This is a genomic window from Clostridium sp. CM74B_53 (genome assembly GCF_036318045.1).
In the GTDB taxonomy this organism is placed as follows: domain Bacteria; phylum Bacillota; class Clostridia; order Lachnospirales; family Lachnospiraceae; genus Pilosibacter.
Window position 1 is genome coordinate 75958 of the sequence record NZ_JAWQDE010000013.1, and the last position, 16849, is coordinate 92806.

A 16849-nucleotide genomic window follows, 5' to 3' on the forward strand; every position below is an offset into this window, starting at 1 on the left:
TATCACTCCTTCTAATAAATCTCGGTTACCAGTTCATCAGGCCGTAGCCCTTAATGCTTTGATAATTCAGGTCATAACTCTTGATCTTGCAGGCATCGCCGGAATTTCCCTCCACGGTATAAACACGGCTGCCATCGGTGCCGACAACAATTCCCACATGGTCTGCGGAACCATCCAGATCCCAATCGAAGAAAATAGCATCACCGGGGGCGATGTTTTCATATCCTCGTGCGCCCCACTGTCCATGAGACTGGAACCACGGAACACCCTGAGACTGACAACCAGCAAAGCGTGGTTCCGTTCGACCGGATTGACCATAGCACCATGATACAAAGCAGGCACACCATTCCACACGGGAGTCAAAGCCGTACCATCTCCAATAAGGTTGTCCTCCCACATTGCCCACCTGACTTTTCGCCAGTTCCACCAGCTGCGGATTGCCGGGGCGGGTGCCATTGATAAATTCAACACCAGTCAAATCTTCAGAAACACCTGTATCGGGAGAACCGCCACCAAATAACAGCGGCTTATTGCCCATAGTCTGTCGGTAGACCTGGTACATCTCCATCTGCTCCGGAGTCAGTAGTTCTGGCGCAAGAGAGGCAATGGAACGGCTTGTTAAAGTTACATGGAGAATACGATATTCATATTCATGCTCATCACCATCTTCGTCAGTGTAAGTGCGAATCTGAATTTCTTCTCTCAGCGTAAGCTGATACTGTGCATCAAACACACGATCCAGCTCTGCCTGTGCGCTGTGGCGTGTATAGCCTTGCAAGACAGCAGAGAGAACTGCCGCCAGCTCATGGGGGTCATGGCCGATCATACCAAGGTCATAGCGATACTCGTCATACCCTGGGTGGCTGTTTTCAATGTTGTCGATTTCCTCCTGCAACTGGACTTCTCTGGCTGCATAATCTGCCTCCACTGCCAGCATTTCCGGGTCATCCGACGGATAGGTGGTGCCGGAGAGAACGGAACCGATGCTCTGCGCCATCATGGAGCAAGAGGACATGGTATTCATCAGCATACAGGTAATGAGGAACAAAACCCCTGCCATCAGGAAACCCTTCTTGTGGCGCATGACGAACGCCCCTGCCTGCTGTGCCTTTTCTTTTACCGTCCTTGCGGCTTTTCCGGTTTTGGATGCAGCCTGGGCGGTATTTCCGGCAGTCTGACCGGCGTGTTTGGCGGCGGCATACTGCTTTTTGATGGCCTGCTTTTGCTGCCAGCGGGAAAGAGGGTTGCTGGCAAACTGGGGATTTTCCTGCAAAGATTTCTGGTACAGAACATTTACATTTGCCTTTTCCAGTTGACGCTCTGCCTGGGCTGCTTTGCGGTACGGCTTCAGCTTGTGGCTGCGATAGCCTTCCCGGACCAGCCTAACGCCGGTCTCTGCGCTTTCCTCAGACTTGTGGGCGCTCTCCACGCCCACATTGTCCTGTTCCGTTTCACGGATTTCCTTATGGAGTTTCCCCAGCACCGCATCTCCCGGAGCATCCCGGACCGCATGGGACAGCTTGGAGGGCGGTTTTTTCTTGTCCTCCAGCACCAGTTTGGTGGTCACTTTGCCGGTCTTAGGGTCCACCGTCTTTTGCCGCACCTGCTTTTTGGGGATTTTCGCCTGCGCCCTGTCTGCTTTGGCGGCGGCCCGGTCAGCCTTGCGGATGGGCTTTTCCAGCGCCGGGTCAGCGCGTTCCTCGTCTGTAAAGTGCAGGCGCGGTTCCTTACGCATACCAGCCACCCGCCATCAGGTCATCCAGCAGCACACAGGTTTCCGCATATACCGGAATCTGAATGGTTTCTGCCGGAAAGACCGTTGTGGACAGGAAAAGCGCCATCAGGGTTCCTCTTGCCATGTCCCGATCCTGAATTGGGCTGCCCATAAACAGCTTGGGAACATCCGGTATGCCCTCTGTCCAGATATGGTGAATCCGGGTAAATCCAGCATAGCCCTTGGGCGTGAGACTTTTTGCTGTCTTTTCCTGCTCATAGCAGTAATGGACGGCGGCGCGAAGCAGTTCCACCATCTGCTCACAGCCGCTGACAGCGGCCAGAAGCAGACCTGCGCCTTTTTCAATTTCTTTCTTTGTCATGCTGTTCATCCTCCTTTTTTAAGTCCAACGGTTTGGTGGTCATTATGGCATAGAGTTCGGTGTTTTTCGGGAAGTGGTCCACGAAGGGCAGGATGGTGGAGCCGTAGAACAAAAGCCCTTCACCCTCGCCGGAGTGGGTCACATAGCTAAGCTGGTGCGGGGAAATGCCCAGCTGCTTGGCGAGAATCTGCCGGTCCCCGCCAGCCTGGTTGAGCATATACACGAAGTCGGAGTTTTCAAAGATGTTCTCTACCTCGCGGCTGCTCAAAAGGTCTTTGACATTCTGGGTGATACCTGTCGGAATACCGCCCCATTTACGGAATCGCTTCCAGATTTCCACCGTATAGGCAGCGGTCTGTTCCTCTTTCAGCAGCAGGTGCATTTCGTCGATGTAGTAACGGGTGGATTTGTGGGCGGCACGGTTGATGGTAACGCGGTTCCACACCTGATCCTGTACCACCAGCATCCCGATTTTCTTCAGCTGCTTGCCCAGCTCCTTGATGTCATAGCAGACAATGCGGTTATTGATGTCCACATTGCTCTGGTGATTGAACACATTGAGGGAGCCGGTTACATAGATTTCAAGGGCCGTGGCGATATACTGGGCTTCCTTTTCCTCCTGTGAACGGAGCAGGTTATATAGGTCCTCCAGTATGGGCATATTCTCCGGGCGCGGGTCATTGAGGTAGGTCTGATAGACCAGACGCACACAACGGTCGATGATGGTTTTCTGCACCGGCTGCAATCCGTCCTTACCGCCCACGATCAGCTCACACAAGCTGAGGATAAAGTCAGACTTGAGGGACAGCGGGCTTTCATCATCCGAATAGTCCAGGTTCAGATCCATCGGATTGATGTAGTTGGTTGAGGTAGGCGAGATCTTGATGACCTGCCCATGCAGACGATCCACCAGAGGTGCGTACTCCGCTTCCGGGTCACAGATGATGACATCATCATTGGTAAGCAAAAAGCAGTTGGCAATCTCACGCTTGGCGCTGAAAGACTTACCGGAACCCGGCGTACCCAAAATCAAGCCGTTGGGGTTTTTCAGCAGCTTTCTATCCACCATGATGAGGTTGTTGGACAGGGCATTGATGCCGTAGTACAGGGCTTCCTTGCCGTTCTGGAATAATTCCTGTGTGGTGAATGGTACAAAGATAGCCGTAGAACTGGTGGTCAGCCCTCGCTGAATCTCGATCTGATTGAGTCCCAGGGGCAGACAGCTCATCAGCCCTTCTTCCTGCTGGAAGTCCAGTCTGGTCAGCTGGCAGTTATACTTCTGGGCAATAGAGCCTGCCTGAAAGATGTTGTTGCCAAGCTGACGGGGGGTGTCCGCTGTGTTCAGCACCAAAAAGGAGACCAGGAACATTCTCTCGTTTCGGCTCTGCAAATCCTGCAACAGCTTTTTCGCTTCGCTGCCGTAGGTGGCAAGGTCAGAAGGAATGATGTCCATGTCGTATCCGGCGCGGACTGCTTTTTTCTGTTCCTCAATCTTACTGCGGTCCAGATCGGTAATCTTACGCTTTACCGTTTTGATGGCTTTCACCTGATCCACCGACTGAATGTGCATACTCACAATGAGCGAGCTTTCCATATCCAGAAAATCAGCCAGCAGACGGTCATTCAGCTCTGGGGCTAAAATCTGCAAAAAAGAAACAGCCCCGTATTTCTTGCCCATACGGAACTGCTTGCCGGTGCGGAACTCAAAGGAGCTTGGTGCAATAAAATCTTTCGTGGACAGGCCGGAAGGAGCCAGCCAGTCCCATTCAAACTGAAACGGGAGCTGTTCATCCATGTGGAATACCGCATGAAGCTGGGAAAGCCTTTCCTTACCGTCCAATGTTCTGGCGGCTACACCAAGACGCTTGAAGTTATTGAGTATATCGGTCTCAATACGCTCCAGACGGGGCTTGGCGGCTTTGATGCTGTCAGCGTTGATACCAAAGGTCAGGTATTTGGTCTTGATGAGACCGTTGTTGCCTCTGACCAGCTGATTTTGCAGCATCGTGGTATATTCCTCACGGATACTGTCAAAGGCATCCCCCTGGGGCGGAATGGAAATGGAGTTGGCAAAGGTCTCCTCCGATGCAGCAAGGTTCAAAAAAGACAGCTGGAAGTGAATCGAGCTGTCGAAATAATTGAGGAAATCACACCAGCCCTCAAAGATCGCGGTCTTATCTTCATTTTGGGAGAGCTGATAGTTGATGTCCTGAAACTGAATGGTCTTTGTGTAGTGGCTGTCCGATACGCGGCAGATCCCGTCCGGCCACATTCGTTCATAGGGGATACTGTCCTGTGCCGATTTTCCTTTTTTGTCCGTGCGGTTGGCGCGGGCAATGGCCGCTTCGATCTGCTTCTTATCGGCGCGGGACAGCTTTTTCTTTGTCTTTACCGGATGCACGGTCTTTTCTTCCGGTTTTCCCAGCAGACGGCGCAGCCAGCTTTTCATTGCGGTGAACAATGTCATACACCTCCTTATCGAGCATTTCCTGCCGCTTTAATACGGCATAAAAGTTATTGGTCTGGTAGGGACGCTGCTTGGGACGGATCACAGCTACTTTGAGGATGTTGCCGACGATCTTTTCCAGGGGCTGTCCATGCTTTTCATACATTGCCAGCAGGAAGAAGGGCATCATGACCAGCATCATACACATGGCAGCCATGCTGTTTCCCGCAGGCTCACGGAGCCACAAGAACAGCGGTACACCTACAAGCGCCCCGGCGGTAAAGCAGACCAGCTGCCTTCGTGTCAGATTGAACATGACCTTGGTTTTGACTTTGGTTAAATCTTTGGGTACGGGTACATAAGCCATATTATCCACCTCCTTTATGGGAATGAAATAGAGCTGTCCACTTCATTTCCCCACACATCCCAACCGGGTGTGGATTGACGAGCAAACAGTTCTATGCGCGGGAGATCACCCATCAATGAGACAATGCGTTCTCTGGCTTCCTGCGGTTTTTTTGAATGTTCTTCAATGTGAGAGACAATGACCTGATGAACAGCTGCGTTTATACGCTTGGGATGTCCTTTCGTTGCGAGGATACAAAGTTCCACATTGGAGCGCGTCCAATATCCCATTCCCCAGAACAAGCTATCTGCCTTTCGATTTTGCTTTACCCAAACAAAGCCGACGGTTTTATAGGTAAATCCCCATGCCTTCAGAACTGAGAGACCTTCCAGTAAACATGGAATCGTGACCCATAAAAACAAGGCACAGTCTTTATCCGCCAAGTTGCCTACTGGCAGCGCACAAATATCCTCGATACTCATGGTCGGATAGTGACTTTCTGCACTGCGTCCCAATCCTTTCTTGGAATATACTTTGTAGTTCCATGGCGGGTCTGCGTAAATGATTTGATATTTTTTCATACAGAACCCTCCTTTAGTGCGCCTGAAAGACTGATTTTGCGAGACTGCCGGTTTTGAACAGCGTAAAGCACAGCAGTACGGTGTAGCCCACGCAGCTCCAGATTGCCATGATGATGTCATCTTCCAGAGCGATGTTCTGCACCAGCACAGCATAAATTGCCACGCAGACGATAATGAGAAACGCCTGAAAGCCCAGCGCCAGCAGGGATCGGAGGTAATTCTGTCCCATACCGCCCCATTCTTTACCCATCATTGCAGCCATTGGAACGGGAGCCACCGAAGTCACAAGGTAGATTTCGATCATACGGCCATAAATAACGATAAAGATACAGATATATAACGCCCACATAGTAATGCCAATAAAGAGGGATTGGAACCACAGTCCGAACAGCGGTCCCAGATCCATTTCCATCAGCCTCGGTTCCAGATCGGTCATAACTGAGGAAATGTCAATGGACGCATCCGAATTGATAACCCCTGCCGCCTGCGCCACTACGCTCTGCGCCATATCAAAGACGCCCATCACGATATTCCATGTATTTGTGACAATGAGGATGGCAGCGGCTGATTTGAACACCCACTTGAAAATCATCCAGGTGTCCACATCATGCAGGTTGTTCTTGTCTGCGATCATCTGGATCAGGTCTACGGTCATCACGATAGCCAGGATCACGCCTGCAATCGGCACCATGATGGAGTTGGACAGATTCTCAATCATGCTGAAAATACTGCCATTCCATCCCTGTGGGGTCTGGCCTACCTGTACGGATATATCCGCGACCTGCTGGTTTACACTGTCAAACATCCCCGAAAGGTTGCTCATAATGCCGCCCACCAGCATTTCTTTCAGCCAATTTGTCAGGGCTTCAAGTAAGAAATCCATACGGTGTCAACCTCCTTTCCGCCGCCCCCGCAAAACTGCGGGAGCGGCAAGGATTTCATACGGAGACGCTTAGACAGAGAAAAGCCCGGAGAGCAGAGGTACAAGGACCATGCCTACCACGGCTACACCAGCACCGGCCATGAGCTGTTTTATCCCCAATTAGGTGTAAAACTCTGCTCGATGGCGGGCGGCGGCGTACAAAAAATCTATATGGTGTTTTTAAGAGAACCGTCCCGGCGGGGCAGGTCAGGCAGTGACCTGTTCCACCTCCGGGATGGGTTTGAGATTAAAATGAATTTCGATAGAAATGTGTCTTGTTTTATCTTCGTCAATGCGCTCATGCACGACGATTTCTTTGATTAAGCGGTTAAGGGTGGCTGCGTCCAGCTCTGTGAGGTTGGCGTATTCCTGAATGGCTTCCACCCATTGTTTTGCGTCATTGGCAAGCTGGACTTCATCGGACAGCCGCTTTCTGCCTTCGGACACTCTGGTTTTAAGCTCCGTCTGCTCGGTCTGTGTCTTTTCCAGCATGGTGTTGAAGTTCTGCTCACTGATACGCCCTGCAATCATATCCTCATAAAGCCGCATGACCATTTTGTCCAGAACCTCAATCCGTTCCTCGTCCCTTGTAAGGGAGCGTTCCATTGCTTCCCGCTGTTCCCGCTGCTCGGCTTCACAGGTATTGGTCAGGCGGTCGGCAACCGCTTCCCCGTCCATCAGGGCAGCTCTGGCACATTCCCGTATTTTCCGCAGCACATGGCTGTAAAGGGTGTCATAATCAATCCGGTGCTGGGTGCAGTGGTTCTTTCCAAAGGCATTGTAGGTCTTGCAGGAGTATATCCGCTGGGGATGTTTTGCGTTTGTGTAGCGTACCGTCAGCGACTTCCCACACTCGCCGCATTTTAGCAGTCCGGCAAACAGGCTGATTTCATTGGTCTGCCCCGGACGCTGGCGGGATTTCAGCTTGTTCTGCACAATGTCAAAACTCATGCGGTCAATCAGCGGTTCATGCTGTCCCTCCACCACAATCCAGTCCTCCGGCTTCTTTTCCCCAATCGTGCCGATTTTGAAGCGGTAGTCTTTTTTCTGGGAAGCAATCGCCCCGGTGTAGACGGGATTCATCAAAAGGTCTTTGATAACGGAGAAGTCCCACATATACCGCCCGTTTTCCGGGTCTTTCTTTTCCCATTTGGTACGGGTATTGCGAAGCCCCCGTTCCCGGTTCCACCATGTGGGGCAGGGGATTTTTTCTTCCTCCAGCCGTCTGCGGATATAGTTCGGACCATGACCGTTCATGGCATATCCGAAAATCAGCCGCACAATCGGGGCGGTTTCCTCGTCAATGAGCAGATGGTTTTTGTCCTCCGGGTCTTTCCGATACCCAAACGGGGCAAGACACCCGGTAAACTGTCCTTTCTGCGCTTTCAGAAGATAAGAGGAATGGACTTTCTTGGAAATATCCTTGCTGTACATCTCGTTCAGGATATTTTTGAACGGGGCGATGTCGTTGTTATCCCGCAGGGTGTCGATACCATCATTCATGGCGATATAGCGGACACCGTTTCTTGGGAAAAAGTCCTCAATCAAATGCCCGGTTTGCAGATAGTTCCGCCCCAGTCGGCTGAGGTCTTTCGTGATAACAAGGTTGATTTGCCTGCGCTCAATGGCTCTCAACATCCTCTGTAAATCAGGACGCTCCATGTTAAGACCTGTGAAGCCATCGTCCTGATAGACTGCCACAACCTCCCATCCCTGCTTTTCGCAGTATTTTTCCAGCATATCACGCTGGTTTGCGATACTGGCACTTTCGCCTTGCAGGTCATCGTCCTTTGACAGCCTGCAATAGACCGCTGCACGATAGCCCCCGGCAAGTGCCTTTCCGATTGTTCTATATTCCATTTCGTTCATCATAGCCATTTACCCACACAATCCAGACGGTATCTGGCTCTTTTGAACCTCATCTTCATTATAGCTCATATCTTTCTTTTTAGCAAGATATTCTTTCACATTTGTTTTTCCGTATTTCTGGGAAATCAGGCTGACGAACACATCGGTTGCGTCCAGCTCCCCGTCAAACACTGTTGTAACATGAATCTCTGTTTTGTTTTTTGCCATAGGCAGTTATCCTCCATACATGAAAATAGCCAGACAGAGGGTGTCGGCAACGAAGTCCGGCAACGGGCTTCAAAAGACCTTGCAAACAATCTCAATCTGGCGGTGGTTACTATTTATACTTTTCTTTTATTTTTCTGTTGTTTTGGTTGTCATAGGGGAGAAAATCCCGGAAATAAGGGATTTTCCCCGGCAACCGGCTCGGCAACGGGATAGCAATAGGGGGTGCAACGGGCTGTCATTTTCAGAATGGAAGCTCCATCTGTTCTGTGACCTCCACAAAACCGTCCATCGTTTTTTCAGACGGGTTGCCGGAATCCGTTGCCGGGTTTTCACGCTCCCAGCCCTTTTGTCTGCCATATTCGGAAAACATTCTTGGGTTCGGGAAGTACCGCCAGCCAGTAATGCACTGGTTCATAATCTCGTTGATTTCCCGGATTTCCCATTGCTTCGGCTCGTCAAAGGTGTGGTTCAAGGCTTCCTTGTAAAGCTGCTTGGAGCAGACCATGCTCCCGGTGTACTTATCAAGATACGCCTGTATCATTCCGGCTTTGGTGTCCTCCGGCATAAAATCCCGCTGGTGTTCTTTGAGATACCGCTGCATGGCGGGGCTGAAAGCCAGCTTGAACCTGCCGCTTCGGTAAATCTCCATCGCTTCCGCCCACATCTGCCCGATATAGGCTCTGGAAGCAGCTTCGTCCTCCAAAATGTGAACCTCGGCTTGCTCCGGGTACACCATGACGGGGATAAAGCGGCGGTTGCCGGAACGGTCAAGGGGAAGAAAATCAAGGGCATTGGAAGTGCCGCCAAACACGCATTGTCTGGGGCGGTCTGCCGGATGGGTTTCATAGGGTATCTTGTAAACCTCTTTCTGCCGACTTAAAAATGACTTGATTTCCTCAATGCTCTTGGCGTTGGCGGTTGCCATCATTTCCGACATTTCGATAATCCAGTGACCTTGCAGCTTGCGGTAAACATTGTCATCGTCCAGCTTCCGCAAATCATCGGAGAACCACTCGTCCCGGACTGCCAGCAGACGGAAGAAGGTGGACTTGCCAGCCCCCTGACCGCCGACCAGACAGAGCATGATTTCAAACTTGCACCCCGGCTGAAAGGCTCGTGAGACTGCACCCAGCAGGAACAGCTTCAACGCTTCATAGGTGTAATCGTCTGCGTCAGCCCCCAGAAAGTGCCGCAGGCAGAAGCGGATTCGCTCTGTACCGTCCCACACAAGTGTATTGAGGTAGTCCCGGATGGGGTGGTACTTGTTTTCATTCGCCACAATCCCGATGGCGTTATCAATCTTTTTCTCATTGGTAAGCCCGTAGGTTTCTTCCAGATAAAGAAGCAGATACTTCATATCCGTATCATTCAGAGCGGTGCTGTCCCTGTGGAAACCGATGGGTTTTATGATGTCCTTGCGGTCGGTCAGGATGTTGTATGCGATAGCCCCGGAAAGCAGCGGGTCACGCTGGAATACGGTCAGGCAGTTCCGTATGCTCTGACGGACACCGCCTTTCTCGGTGGTTTCCAGCCCCGCCTTGATTTCCTCAACGCTCTGAGGCGGCTGCATGGCGTTCATGGTATTTTTTAGTTCTTGCTGCGTCTGCGGCTGCAAGCTCTGCCATTCGCTGTTCAAGCTGTATCACATCCTTTCCATAGTCCGTAATCAAAGCCGCTTTTTCCTCCGTCTCCCCGAACAGCAGCACATCCAGCAGATATTCCACATGGGCTTGCTTTTGTAAGGCTTCCGCAAACCGGGGATGAAAGGCTTCCTCCGGGGAGTGCGGGGCGTAGTCCTTTCTCCATGCCCGGAGCAGGTGGAGATAATCAGAAAGAATACGGAAGCAGCGGTTCTTTGCTTCCTGAAACTGTTCCTCCGGGGATTTCTGCCGGGGCTTGGGCTTTTTCGCCTTTCCCGGCGGTTTCCAGTCCTCATAGGAAAGCCCGAAGTCCTGTGCCAGTTGTACGGCGGCTTCTTTCTTTCCCAGCCCATACAGGGCGGCGGCAAAATCAATCACATCCCCATCCGCACCGCAGCCGAAGCAGTGGTAACGCCTATCCAGCTTCATGCTTGGGTTTTTATCGTTATGGAACGGGCAGCAAGCCATTCCGTTCCGACCTACATGGATTCCATAATGCTCCGCAGCCTGTCTGGTTGTGACGGACTGCTTCACAGCTTCAAATACATTCAAATCTATCCCTCCTTAAAAAGAAAAAAGCACCTGACATTCTCTGCTTGAAAATGGCAAGTGCCTGTTAAAGTTCCATATCATGTTGTCTGTGTTTCGTCTGCGCCGGGGCGGTTCTTTGGACTTTTTTCTCGTCCGCCTTATCCTGCAAGGCTTCTTTGATGGGCTGCTTCCTGGGCGGCTCTTTGCTTTCCTCTGTGCCGGGTGTGGCTTTCCGTACCCAGTAGCGGATGTCCCGCAGCTTCTTCAAATCCTCCTGTACCTCGGTCAGCGGTACTTTCAGCTCTGCGATTTCGCTAAGAAGCGTTTCATGCTCCTGTTGTAACTCATTTTTCGTTTTATCCTTATCGTCCGGGTGCTTGGCAAGATAGGCGGCGGCTTTCGCATACCGGGCAACCTCCGGGTGTTCCTGTTTGAATTTCTCCTTTGTTTTCTTGAAAAATATCTTCTGGTACTTCTCATAGACAGGCTTACATTCCTTGCAGTCTGTCCGGCTGGAAAGAATCCCGTCAATCACTTTGCTGCGGGCTTCCTTTGGCTTCATCTGACTGCGGTAATCTGCGGCTGATTTCCCGGAAGATTCCAGAAATGCTTCTAAGTCCTCCACAGTGGAAAGCCCCTTTTGCCGGAGATAAGACAGGGCTTCGCTGACTGCCTTTAAGTCCTGTGAAGTCCCCCGGTTCTGTCCAGCCCTTGTCCAGTCCTTCCGTTCTTCCTTTCGTATCTCCATATATTTCATCAGCAGATTGGGAAGAAGTGTCGCTTCCTCCGCCGCTTTTTGTGCAAGCAGCTCTTTCCGTTTTTCTCCCAGCTCGGTAATCCAGCCTTTGAGATTTTGGATAAGCTGCCGGATGGACTTCATCAGGCGGTTGGCGGCTCTGATTTCCCGGTTCAGGTTTCCGATATTCGTCTGGATACCACGCTTTTCCATCTGCCGGACAGCAGCACCCTCATGGACAGTGGGAATTATATCAAGCCCCTGTCTGGCATAGGAACGCAAGTCCACACGCTCCGGGCGGTCATTGGCTTCCAGATAGCGGTTCTGGATGACCTCCCATTCATGCCGCCAGATTTCACAATACTTCTGGTCGTTCCAGTCAACCGTATCCTCCTTGTGGCTTTTCCATCTGCCGGATGGCAGCTTTATCCGTTCCCCATTCTCGTCAAGGTCATAAACCTTACGACTCTTGGGAAGCCATTTCCCATGTTCGTCCATTGCCCGCATGGTCAGCAGGACATGGGCGTGGGGATTATGTCCCGGCGGATGAGGGTCATGGATGGCAAAATCAGCAATCATGCCTTTGGAAACAAACTGCTTCTGGCAAAACTCCCGGACAAGGACAGCGTACTGGTCGGGCGGTATCTCTCTGGGGATGGTAAGCACCCACCGCCTTGCAAGCTGGGAGTTCCATTGCTTCTCCACCGCTTCGGCGGCGTTCCATAAGGTATTGCGGTCTGCATATTCCTGTGGGGCATTAGGTGGGAGCAGGATTTCATTGTGGACGATGCCACGCTTTTCCGGGTAGTGCTTCACTTGCTGGTCGTATTCACAGAACAGCTTTTCGCCGCTTTGGTAAGCAGCGGCGGCAACCGCAGACTGTCGCTGGCTGCGCTGTACAATCGTGATTTCGTTGTGTGGACAGGGCATTTCGTGTCCCTCCTTTCTATGCTTGGTGGATGGGGTGGCGTTTTACCACCTCATTTTGAGCAGAAAAAAAGCAGGAGACCTTTTTTCAGATTTCCTGCTCGGTGTGCCGCTGTGTGGGCGGCGGGTATTTAGTTGTAAAAGTTCGGGGCAAGTTGACCTGATGAGTGGATGATAAATAGAAAATTTGCAAAGACTATTGACATTTTTCCAAAATATTTTTCAGCTGAGCAGTCAACACATCTTCTTGACCGAGAAGCTCATCTTTTTCATATACAATGGTATTCCACAGATTGCTGAGTTCTGCGGAAATTTCAGGGCTATCACAAAATTCGTGTGCCACCCAAATATTGCTGGCTATCATTTCTGGTGCGCCATCAATGGATAGACCTTTATCTTCGATTGTGTCAATCGCACGAGAAATATATTTATCAAATTGTGCTGCTCGACTTTCTGTATGTGACTTGTCGCTCACATAGTGTCCAATAAAAAAGGAAATTGCAAATCCAGCGATGATGAACACGATAGTCAATGCTGTACCTATTCTTTTCATACTTCCAACTCCTTTGTCAAATTCAGGAACTATTTTTATTGCTTCCTATCCAGTAACATCCTGCTCCGATTACCGCTGATAAAAATTCAATTCCTTTCAAATACATATCGTAGTTTGTATATCCGATAATTGGACCAGATAAAACATAAATTATAACAAACACAATAACTGTAACTATTGCTCTCTTAGCAGTGTCCTTCACTTTTATTCCCTCCATAACTTCGACATTGTTGCTATGAAATTTTCTTTTCATCATTTCTTGGTGGTCGGACATGATATAACATTTCTTTTTCACAAGCACCAAATTTTGAGAAATTGGATTTCGCTTCTTTTAGTGTTATTCCATGATTAGAGTCGCTTGGTTCGTTATCAGAAGCAATGAACGGGTCATTCTCCCAAAAACAAACGGGACAGATATATCCACAATCTTCATTTGCCGGAACATTATAAGTAAAATATCCACAACATGGACATCGGTATTTTCCCATTTTGTATTTTAGCCTCCATTAAAATTCTACTTTTCTATTCCTGCATCATCTCTTTGTTCAAAAACGATCCACTTTTCATTCATAAATATTTCTATGGTATCATCTGAACCATATTGATATTCAAACCCTGTTCCAAAGTTAGATTGATCATTTTGGGTTGGTATTTCAGAACCATCAACAGTTGAAATAATCTTACCGTCCATTACTCCACACCGACCATCTAATGTACTTTCTTTTCCAGTGTCATAATAAAGCTTATTATTTACCATGACCATAGGAATTATATCCCATTGAAGTCCAGTGGAATTTTGTTCAGATATGTTATTTTCAACTTGAAAAAACTCCTGCTTTGTTCCAATAATATCTTCATAACTGCTTTGAATTACAGTGACTTCCAGACAATCCCCCTTATTTTCAATTTCTGCTTTTATATCATTTCCCCTGTCATCTTTACCGCTAAATTCAAGAATCCCAGTCTCAGAATTATAAATTCCAACTGCGTTTTCAACATAAAGTAAATGTGTAATGCCATATTCGAGGATATTATATGTTCCGTCATCTTCCTTTTTAATTCTTAGAATTTCATCATATTCATTACTGTAATAGCCTTCTTCCGGCATTAAAAAATTTGTAGTATCATTATCGGGCAAAAGCCTATTAGCATAATTATTAAGAGCTTCACAAGGTTCATATTTGCATTTATAACCAATACCATCAATGATGATAAATGGATTGAATTCGGTAATTTTCACTTGGGAACCGTCTGCCAACGATAGAGTGAAAACAGCCCCTTGTCCGGCATATTCTGTATATGAGTTGTCCTTATTATAAATAACTACTTCTTTGAGATATGATACTAATTCCTCTGTTTCTACTATTTGAACTGTTGTATCAGGAGGCGATAACCGAACATTCGCCGAAGTAATGTCTGTTGCTTCTAAATCTTTGAATGGTCTATGACCAGAAAACAAAAAAATGCTACTAATGCCTATGCCAATCAGACATATCAGCGCAATTAACAGAACCTTTTTATGCTTCATTTGTTTTCCTCCTTTGCCTCCAATTTTACTTTTTTCTTTTCAAGTAGAAGAATATTGCTGCTACCAACAATATAACACCTATCACAATAAACATGCTAACCGAAGAACTATTTAACTTTGTTGCAACAAAAACCGATGTAGGACCATCTACACCTCCAATTACAGAAATCGCATTGTTATTTATCTTCAATGCAGCACCTATAATAACAAATATCAATCCAACAATACCTGCAACAATTACTAATATTTTTTTCATTGGTTAATCTCCTTTACTTATTTTTTCTTTTTTTAATAATCCCTAAAATAAAGATAATTAGTGCCGGAAGTACAAAATATAGAGCATTTACCAAAATCCAAATATCAAAAGGAGCTGAAGTTAATGTGCTTGAATATTTCCCATAGTCAAAAATCGTCTTTATAATGAAGCATACAATTAAAACCAAACTTATAACATTGCACCATTTTGAAATCCTATTATCCATGTATTTTCATCTCCTCGTTATAAATTATCCTACCCACTGCGACTTTAAATCTATGCTTCTTATTGCCAAACTGCGATAGAAAAAGAAGTGTCAGGGTATTGTCTCATTGTTTGGTCAAAAAACAAGATGTCTTTATCAGAATATATCTCAATATACATCTCGGTTCCGTAGTGACAACTCCAAATATCGCATAATTCGTTTTTTACATTGATGGTAAAATATTTTGTCATTTTATTATAAATTTCCTTATCAGCAGGATTTTCTTCCATCAACTCTAATAATAACTCATCTACAAAAGCGCCTTTGATAGATATTTCGTTGCCATCCGCTATTGCTTTGCCATACCGTTTTACTTGTAAAATTTCTTCCGTTTCCTCTTTCCAACATCGTATCTCAAAATTATCCCCCACTTTGATGAAATGATGAATAATTGTTTTCCACCATTCCGACGACACAGTGTTGTCTACCATTTGTATGTTAAATTTCATTATAACAAATCACCGTCCTCTTTCCCCAAATCTGTTACTGGCTACTGACTTCATTATACTGTATTGCCTATTGAAAAGATAGCGTATTTTATGAAACTTGTCGGCTGGGAACAGCTTGCAACGCAAGATGTCCCCAGATGGCAAGTCCACAAAAGGGTAGCTGGCGGCAGCCAGCGCAGGGGAAGCGTAGCGTCCCCTGTTTGATTTGGAGCAGACCATGACTGCGGAAAATCATAGCCCTCCGGCGAGGAGCCTTCGGAGAACGCAATGCACCAACCTCTGGGTGGTGTATAATTGCGCCCTTAGTAAACTAAGGGGTTTCCGGCTTCTCCCGTTCCAGCAGTTTTTTCAACAGTTCCTGCGTGTCCTGCCTGTGAAAAATGAGTTTCAACAACAGCATGACATCATCATCTGTCAGGTGTTCCGGCTCTTGCAGAAAACTTTCCAGCATACCGCCACGGGTACAGAGCCGGTGCGTCCGTTCCTTTCGGGTAAGCTGCTTCAACTGGTGCTGCAATGCCTTTTCATCATTGATAGCTTTCCGCAGTTTCTTTTCGCTTTTCTCCAGCTCCCGGTTGAGCTTTTCCAGCTTTGAGGTATCAGGCAAGGGCAGCGTCCTCCTTTCCCGGTATCAGCACATAAATCCTATTCGGTTCTCCAACGCCCTGACGCACTCGCATGATAAGTCCGGCGGTTTCCAGTTCATTCAGAGAACGCTTGACCGTCATAGGGCTGCGGGACAGGACTGCGGCAATGGCTGTGACAGGGAAGCAGACAAACAGGATTCCGTTCTCGTCCTCCTGCCCTTTGGACAGCATAGCGTCCAGCATCCGGCAGTACATGACCTTTGCGGTGCTGCTGACTGGAAATCCCGTCAACGCTCTGGGAAAGGGCATACAGGGCGGCAGTGGTGTGTCTATCGTCATAAATTCAAAATTCATTCGGTGTGTTCCTCCTTTTTCTTTGCTCGTTTGGATAAATAACGGGGGCAGTCAACCACAACTGCCCGGAAGCTCTGCTTGCACCCATGCTGGCATTTCCGGCATAATTCGTTGTAAGTGACACGCCCCCGGTCATTGAGGTAAAAGGAAAGCTCATGCTTCCTCTTTTTACTCATTCTCGGCATATTGCACTTCCTTCCGTTTTAGTGTATGGTTTCGGGGCGATTTTTGGCAAAATTACGGTCATAGAGCCGCTTAAAATCTCCCGAAGTATCAGCGATAGGGTAGACTGTCCCCCTATCAGATTGTCGTGTTTCGGTATCATTTCGGTGTCAGTCCGCCAGTTCTCCCCGGTGTCGTTCCTCCCCTGAATCTCACAGCGGCGTATCGCTCCCGTTGGTACGCTCGTTTCGGTCAGAGTTCCTCCACATCCCTGCCAAAAGTCATGGCGCTACATCGCCGGGGAAGCATATCCCACACAGGCTGGTCATTCGATTGGAATAATCCATCGATGAACTACCTGTATCATAGAACATTTTTGTGCCCTGTGCCGTAT

At 48.4% G+C, this 16849-nt stretch carries 20 protein-coding genes and 1 pseudogene; all 21 read right to left on the reverse strand.

Annotation, left to right across the window (positions count from 1 at the left end; genetic code table 11):
- Positions 1-25 precede the first annotated feature (25 nt).
- Positions 26-1735 carry a CHAP domain-containing protein gene (locus V2546_RS11650; protein WP_329752391.1) on the reverse strand — a complete coding sequence of 570 codons (1710 nt, stop codon included), beginning with the start codon at positions 1733-1735 and terminating at the stop codon, positions 26-28.
- Positions 1728-2096: a hypothetical protein gene (locus V2546_RS11655; RefSeq protein WP_178720160.1), complete on the reverse strand. Its 369-nt coding sequence runs from the start codon at positions 2094-2096 to the stop codon at positions 1728-1730. The genes V2546_RS11650 and V2546_RS11655 overlap by 8 nt, the downstream gene beginning before the upstream one ends.
- On the reverse strand, positions 2077-4497 hold the full coding sequence (locus V2546_RS11660) for a VirB4-like conjugal transfer ATPase, CD1110 family (RefSeq protein ID WP_329752402.1): 2421 nt from the start codon (positions 4495-4497) through the stop codon (positions 2077-2079). Before V2546_RS11660 ends, V2546_RS11655 begins: the two co-directional genes overlap by 20 nt.
- The gene (locus V2546_RS11665; protein ID WP_002589059.1) at positions 4454-4909 is read right to left on the reverse strand and encodes a PrgI family protein; all 456 of its coding nucleotides are present in this window, start codon (positions 4907-4909) and stop codon (positions 4454-4456) included. Before V2546_RS11665 ends, V2546_RS11660 begins: the two co-directional genes overlap by 44 nt.
- Before the next feature lie 14 nt (positions 4910-4923).
- The gene (locus V2546_RS11670) at positions 4924-5469 is read right to left on the reverse strand and encodes an MT-A70 family methyltransferase (protein WP_002589060.1); all 546 of its coding nucleotides are present in this window, start codon (positions 5467-5469) and stop codon (positions 4924-4926) included.
- A gap of 13 nt (positions 5470-5482) precedes the next feature.
- Positions 5483-6352: a VirB6/TrbL-like conjugal transfer protein, CD1112 family gene (locus V2546_RS11675; RefSeq protein ID WP_024724981.1), complete on the reverse strand. Its 870-nt coding sequence runs from the start codon at positions 6350-6352 to the stop codon at positions 5483-5485.
- Between the two features lie 69 nt (positions 6353-6421).
- A pseudogene (locus V2546_RS11680) lies at positions 6422-6508 on the reverse strand (Maff2 family mobile element protein); the annotation flags it as partial.
- Positions 6509-6598: 90 nt separating this feature from the next.
- Complete coding sequence (locus tag V2546_RS11685; protein ID WP_106999805.1) at positions 6599-8269, reverse strand: recombinase family protein; 1671 nt, start codon at positions 8267-8269, stop codon at positions 6599-6601.
- Positions 8270-8467: a hypothetical protein gene (locus V2546_RS11690; protein ID WP_329752394.1), complete on the reverse strand. Its 198-nt coding sequence runs from the start codon at positions 8465-8467 to the stop codon at positions 8270-8272.
- Between the two features lie 241 nt (positions 8468-8708).
- Positions 8709-10046: a virulence-associated E family protein gene (locus tag V2546_RS11695; protein ID WP_106999803.1), complete on the reverse strand. Its 1338-nt coding sequence runs from the start codon at positions 10044-10046 to the stop codon at positions 8709-8711.
- Entirely contained in the window at positions 10015-10659 is a 645-nt protein-coding gene (locus tag V2546_RS11700; protein ID WP_106999802.1) for a CHC2 zinc finger domain-containing protein, read from the reverse strand. Before V2546_RS11700 ends, V2546_RS11695 begins: the two co-directional genes overlap by 32 nt.
- A 64-nt stretch (positions 10660-10723) precedes the next feature.
- A complete protein-coding gene (gene mobQ / locus V2546_RS11705; protein WP_329752395.1) occupies positions 10724-12304 on the reverse strand; it encodes a MobQ family relaxase in 1581 nt (526 codons plus the stop codon).
- Between the two features lie 193 nt (positions 12305-12497).
- A complete protein-coding gene (locus V2546_RS11710) occupies positions 12498-12854 on the reverse strand; it encodes a hypothetical protein (RefSeq protein ID WP_106999800.1) in 357 nt (118 codons plus the stop codon).
- A gap of 22 nt (positions 12855-12876) precedes the next feature.
- Positions 12877-13056 carry a hypothetical protein gene (locus V2546_RS11715; protein ID WP_233430140.1) on the reverse strand — a complete coding sequence of 60 codons (180 nt, stop codon included), beginning with the start codon at positions 13054-13056 and terminating at the stop codon, positions 12877-12879.
- 31 nt (positions 13057-13087) lie between these two features.
- A complete protein-coding gene (locus V2546_RS11720) occupies positions 13088-13342 on the reverse strand; it encodes a CPCC family cysteine-rich protein (protein ID WP_106999799.1) in 255 nt (84 codons plus the stop codon).
- A 26-nt stretch (positions 13343-13368) separates the two neighbouring features.
- Positions 13369-14382 carry a hypothetical protein gene (locus V2546_RS11725; RefSeq protein WP_233430139.1) on the reverse strand — a complete coding sequence of 338 codons (1014 nt, stop codon included), beginning with the start codon at positions 14380-14382 and terminating at the stop codon, positions 13369-13371.
- 25 nt (positions 14383-14407) lie between these two features.
- A complete protein-coding gene (locus V2546_RS11730) occupies positions 14408-14638 on the reverse strand; it encodes an LPXTG cell wall anchor domain-containing protein (RefSeq protein ID WP_106999798.1) in 231 nt (76 codons plus the stop codon).
- A gap of 285 nt (positions 14639-14923) precedes the next feature.
- On the reverse strand, positions 14924-15352 hold the full coding sequence (locus tag V2546_RS11735; protein WP_106999796.1) for a hypothetical protein: 429 nt from the start codon (positions 15350-15352) through the stop codon (positions 14924-14926).
- 310 nt (positions 15353-15662) lie between these two features.
- The gene (locus V2546_RS11740; protein WP_118689245.1) at positions 15663-15959 is read right to left on the reverse strand and encodes a DUF3847 domain-containing protein; all 297 of its coding nucleotides are present in this window, start codon (positions 15957-15959) and stop codon (positions 15663-15665) included.
- Complete coding sequence (locus V2546_RS11745) at positions 15952-16293, reverse strand: DeoR family transcriptional regulator (RefSeq protein WP_003020305.1); 342 nt, start codon at positions 16291-16293, stop codon at positions 15952-15954. Before V2546_RS11745 ends, V2546_RS11740 begins: the two co-directional genes overlap by 8 nt.
- A complete protein-coding gene (locus tag V2546_RS11750; protein WP_025544156.1) occupies positions 16290-16478 on the reverse strand; it encodes a hypothetical protein in 189 nt (62 codons plus the stop codon). Before V2546_RS11750 ends, V2546_RS11745 begins: the two co-directional genes overlap by 4 nt.
- Positions 16479-16849 lie beyond the last annotated feature (371 nt).

Excerpts from the sequence above, each read along its gene's own strand:
- V2546_RS11650 (WP_329752391.1), bottom strand. The coding sequence starts at position 1,735 with ATGCGTAAGGAACCGCGCCTGCACTTTACAGACGAGGAACGCGCTGAC.
- V2546_RS11655 (WP_178720160.1), bottom strand. The coding sequence starts at position 2,096 with ATGACAAAGAAAGAAATTGAAAAAGGCGCAGGTCTGCTTCTGGCCGCT.
- V2546_RS11665 (WP_002589059.1), bottom strand. The coding sequence starts at position 4,909 with ATGGCTTATGTACCCGTACCCAAAGATTTAACCAAAGTCAAAACCAAG.
- V2546_RS11670 (WP_002589060.1), bottom strand. The coding sequence starts at position 5,469 with ATGAAAAAATATCAAATCATTTACGCAGACCCGCCATGGAACTACAAA.
- V2546_RS11675 (WP_024724981.1), bottom strand. The coding sequence starts at position 6,352 with ATGGATTTCTTACTTGAAGCCCTGACAAATTGGCTGAAAGAAATGCTG.
- V2546_RS11685 (WP_106999805.1), bottom strand. The coding sequence starts at position 8,269 with ATGGCTATGATGAACGAAATGGAATATAGAACAATCGGAAAGGCACTT.
- V2546_RS11690 (WP_329752394.1), bottom strand. The coding sequence starts at position 8,467 with ATGGCAAAAAACAAAACAGAGATTCATGTTACAACAGTGTTTGACGGG.
- V2546_RS11695 (WP_106999803.1), bottom strand. The coding sequence starts at position 10,046 with ATGAACGCCATGCAGCCGCCTCAGAGCGTTGAGGAAATCAAGGCGGGG.
- mobQ (WP_329752395.1), bottom strand. The coding sequence starts at position 12,304 with ATGCCCTGTCCACACAACGAAATCACGATTGTACAGCGCAGCCAGCGA.
- V2546_RS11710 (WP_106999800.1), bottom strand. The coding sequence starts at position 12,854 with ATGAAAAGAATAGGTACAGCATTGACTATCGTGTTCATCATCGCTGGA.
- V2546_RS11720 (WP_106999799.1), bottom strand. The coding sequence starts at position 13,342 with ATGGGAAAATACCGATGTCCATGTTGTGGATATTTTACTTATAATGTT.
- V2546_RS11725 (WP_233430139.1), bottom strand. The coding sequence starts at position 14,382 with ATGAAGCATAAAAAGGTTCTGTTAATTGCGCTGATATGTCTGATTGGC.
- V2546_RS11730 (WP_106999798.1), bottom strand. The coding sequence starts at position 14,638 with ATGAAAAAAATATTAGTAATTGTTGCAGGTATTGTTGGATTGATATTT.
- V2546_RS11735 (WP_106999796.1), bottom strand. The coding sequence starts at position 15,352 with ATGAAATTTAACATACAAATGGTAGACAACACTGTGTCGTCGGAATGG.
- V2546_RS11745 (WP_003020305.1), bottom strand. The coding sequence starts at position 16,293 with ATGAATTTTGAATTTATGACGATAGACACACCACTGCCGCCCTGTATG.
- V2546_RS11750 (WP_025544156.1), bottom strand. The coding sequence starts at position 16,478 with ATGCCGAGAATGAGTAAAAAGAGGAAGCATGAGCTTTCCTTTTACCTC.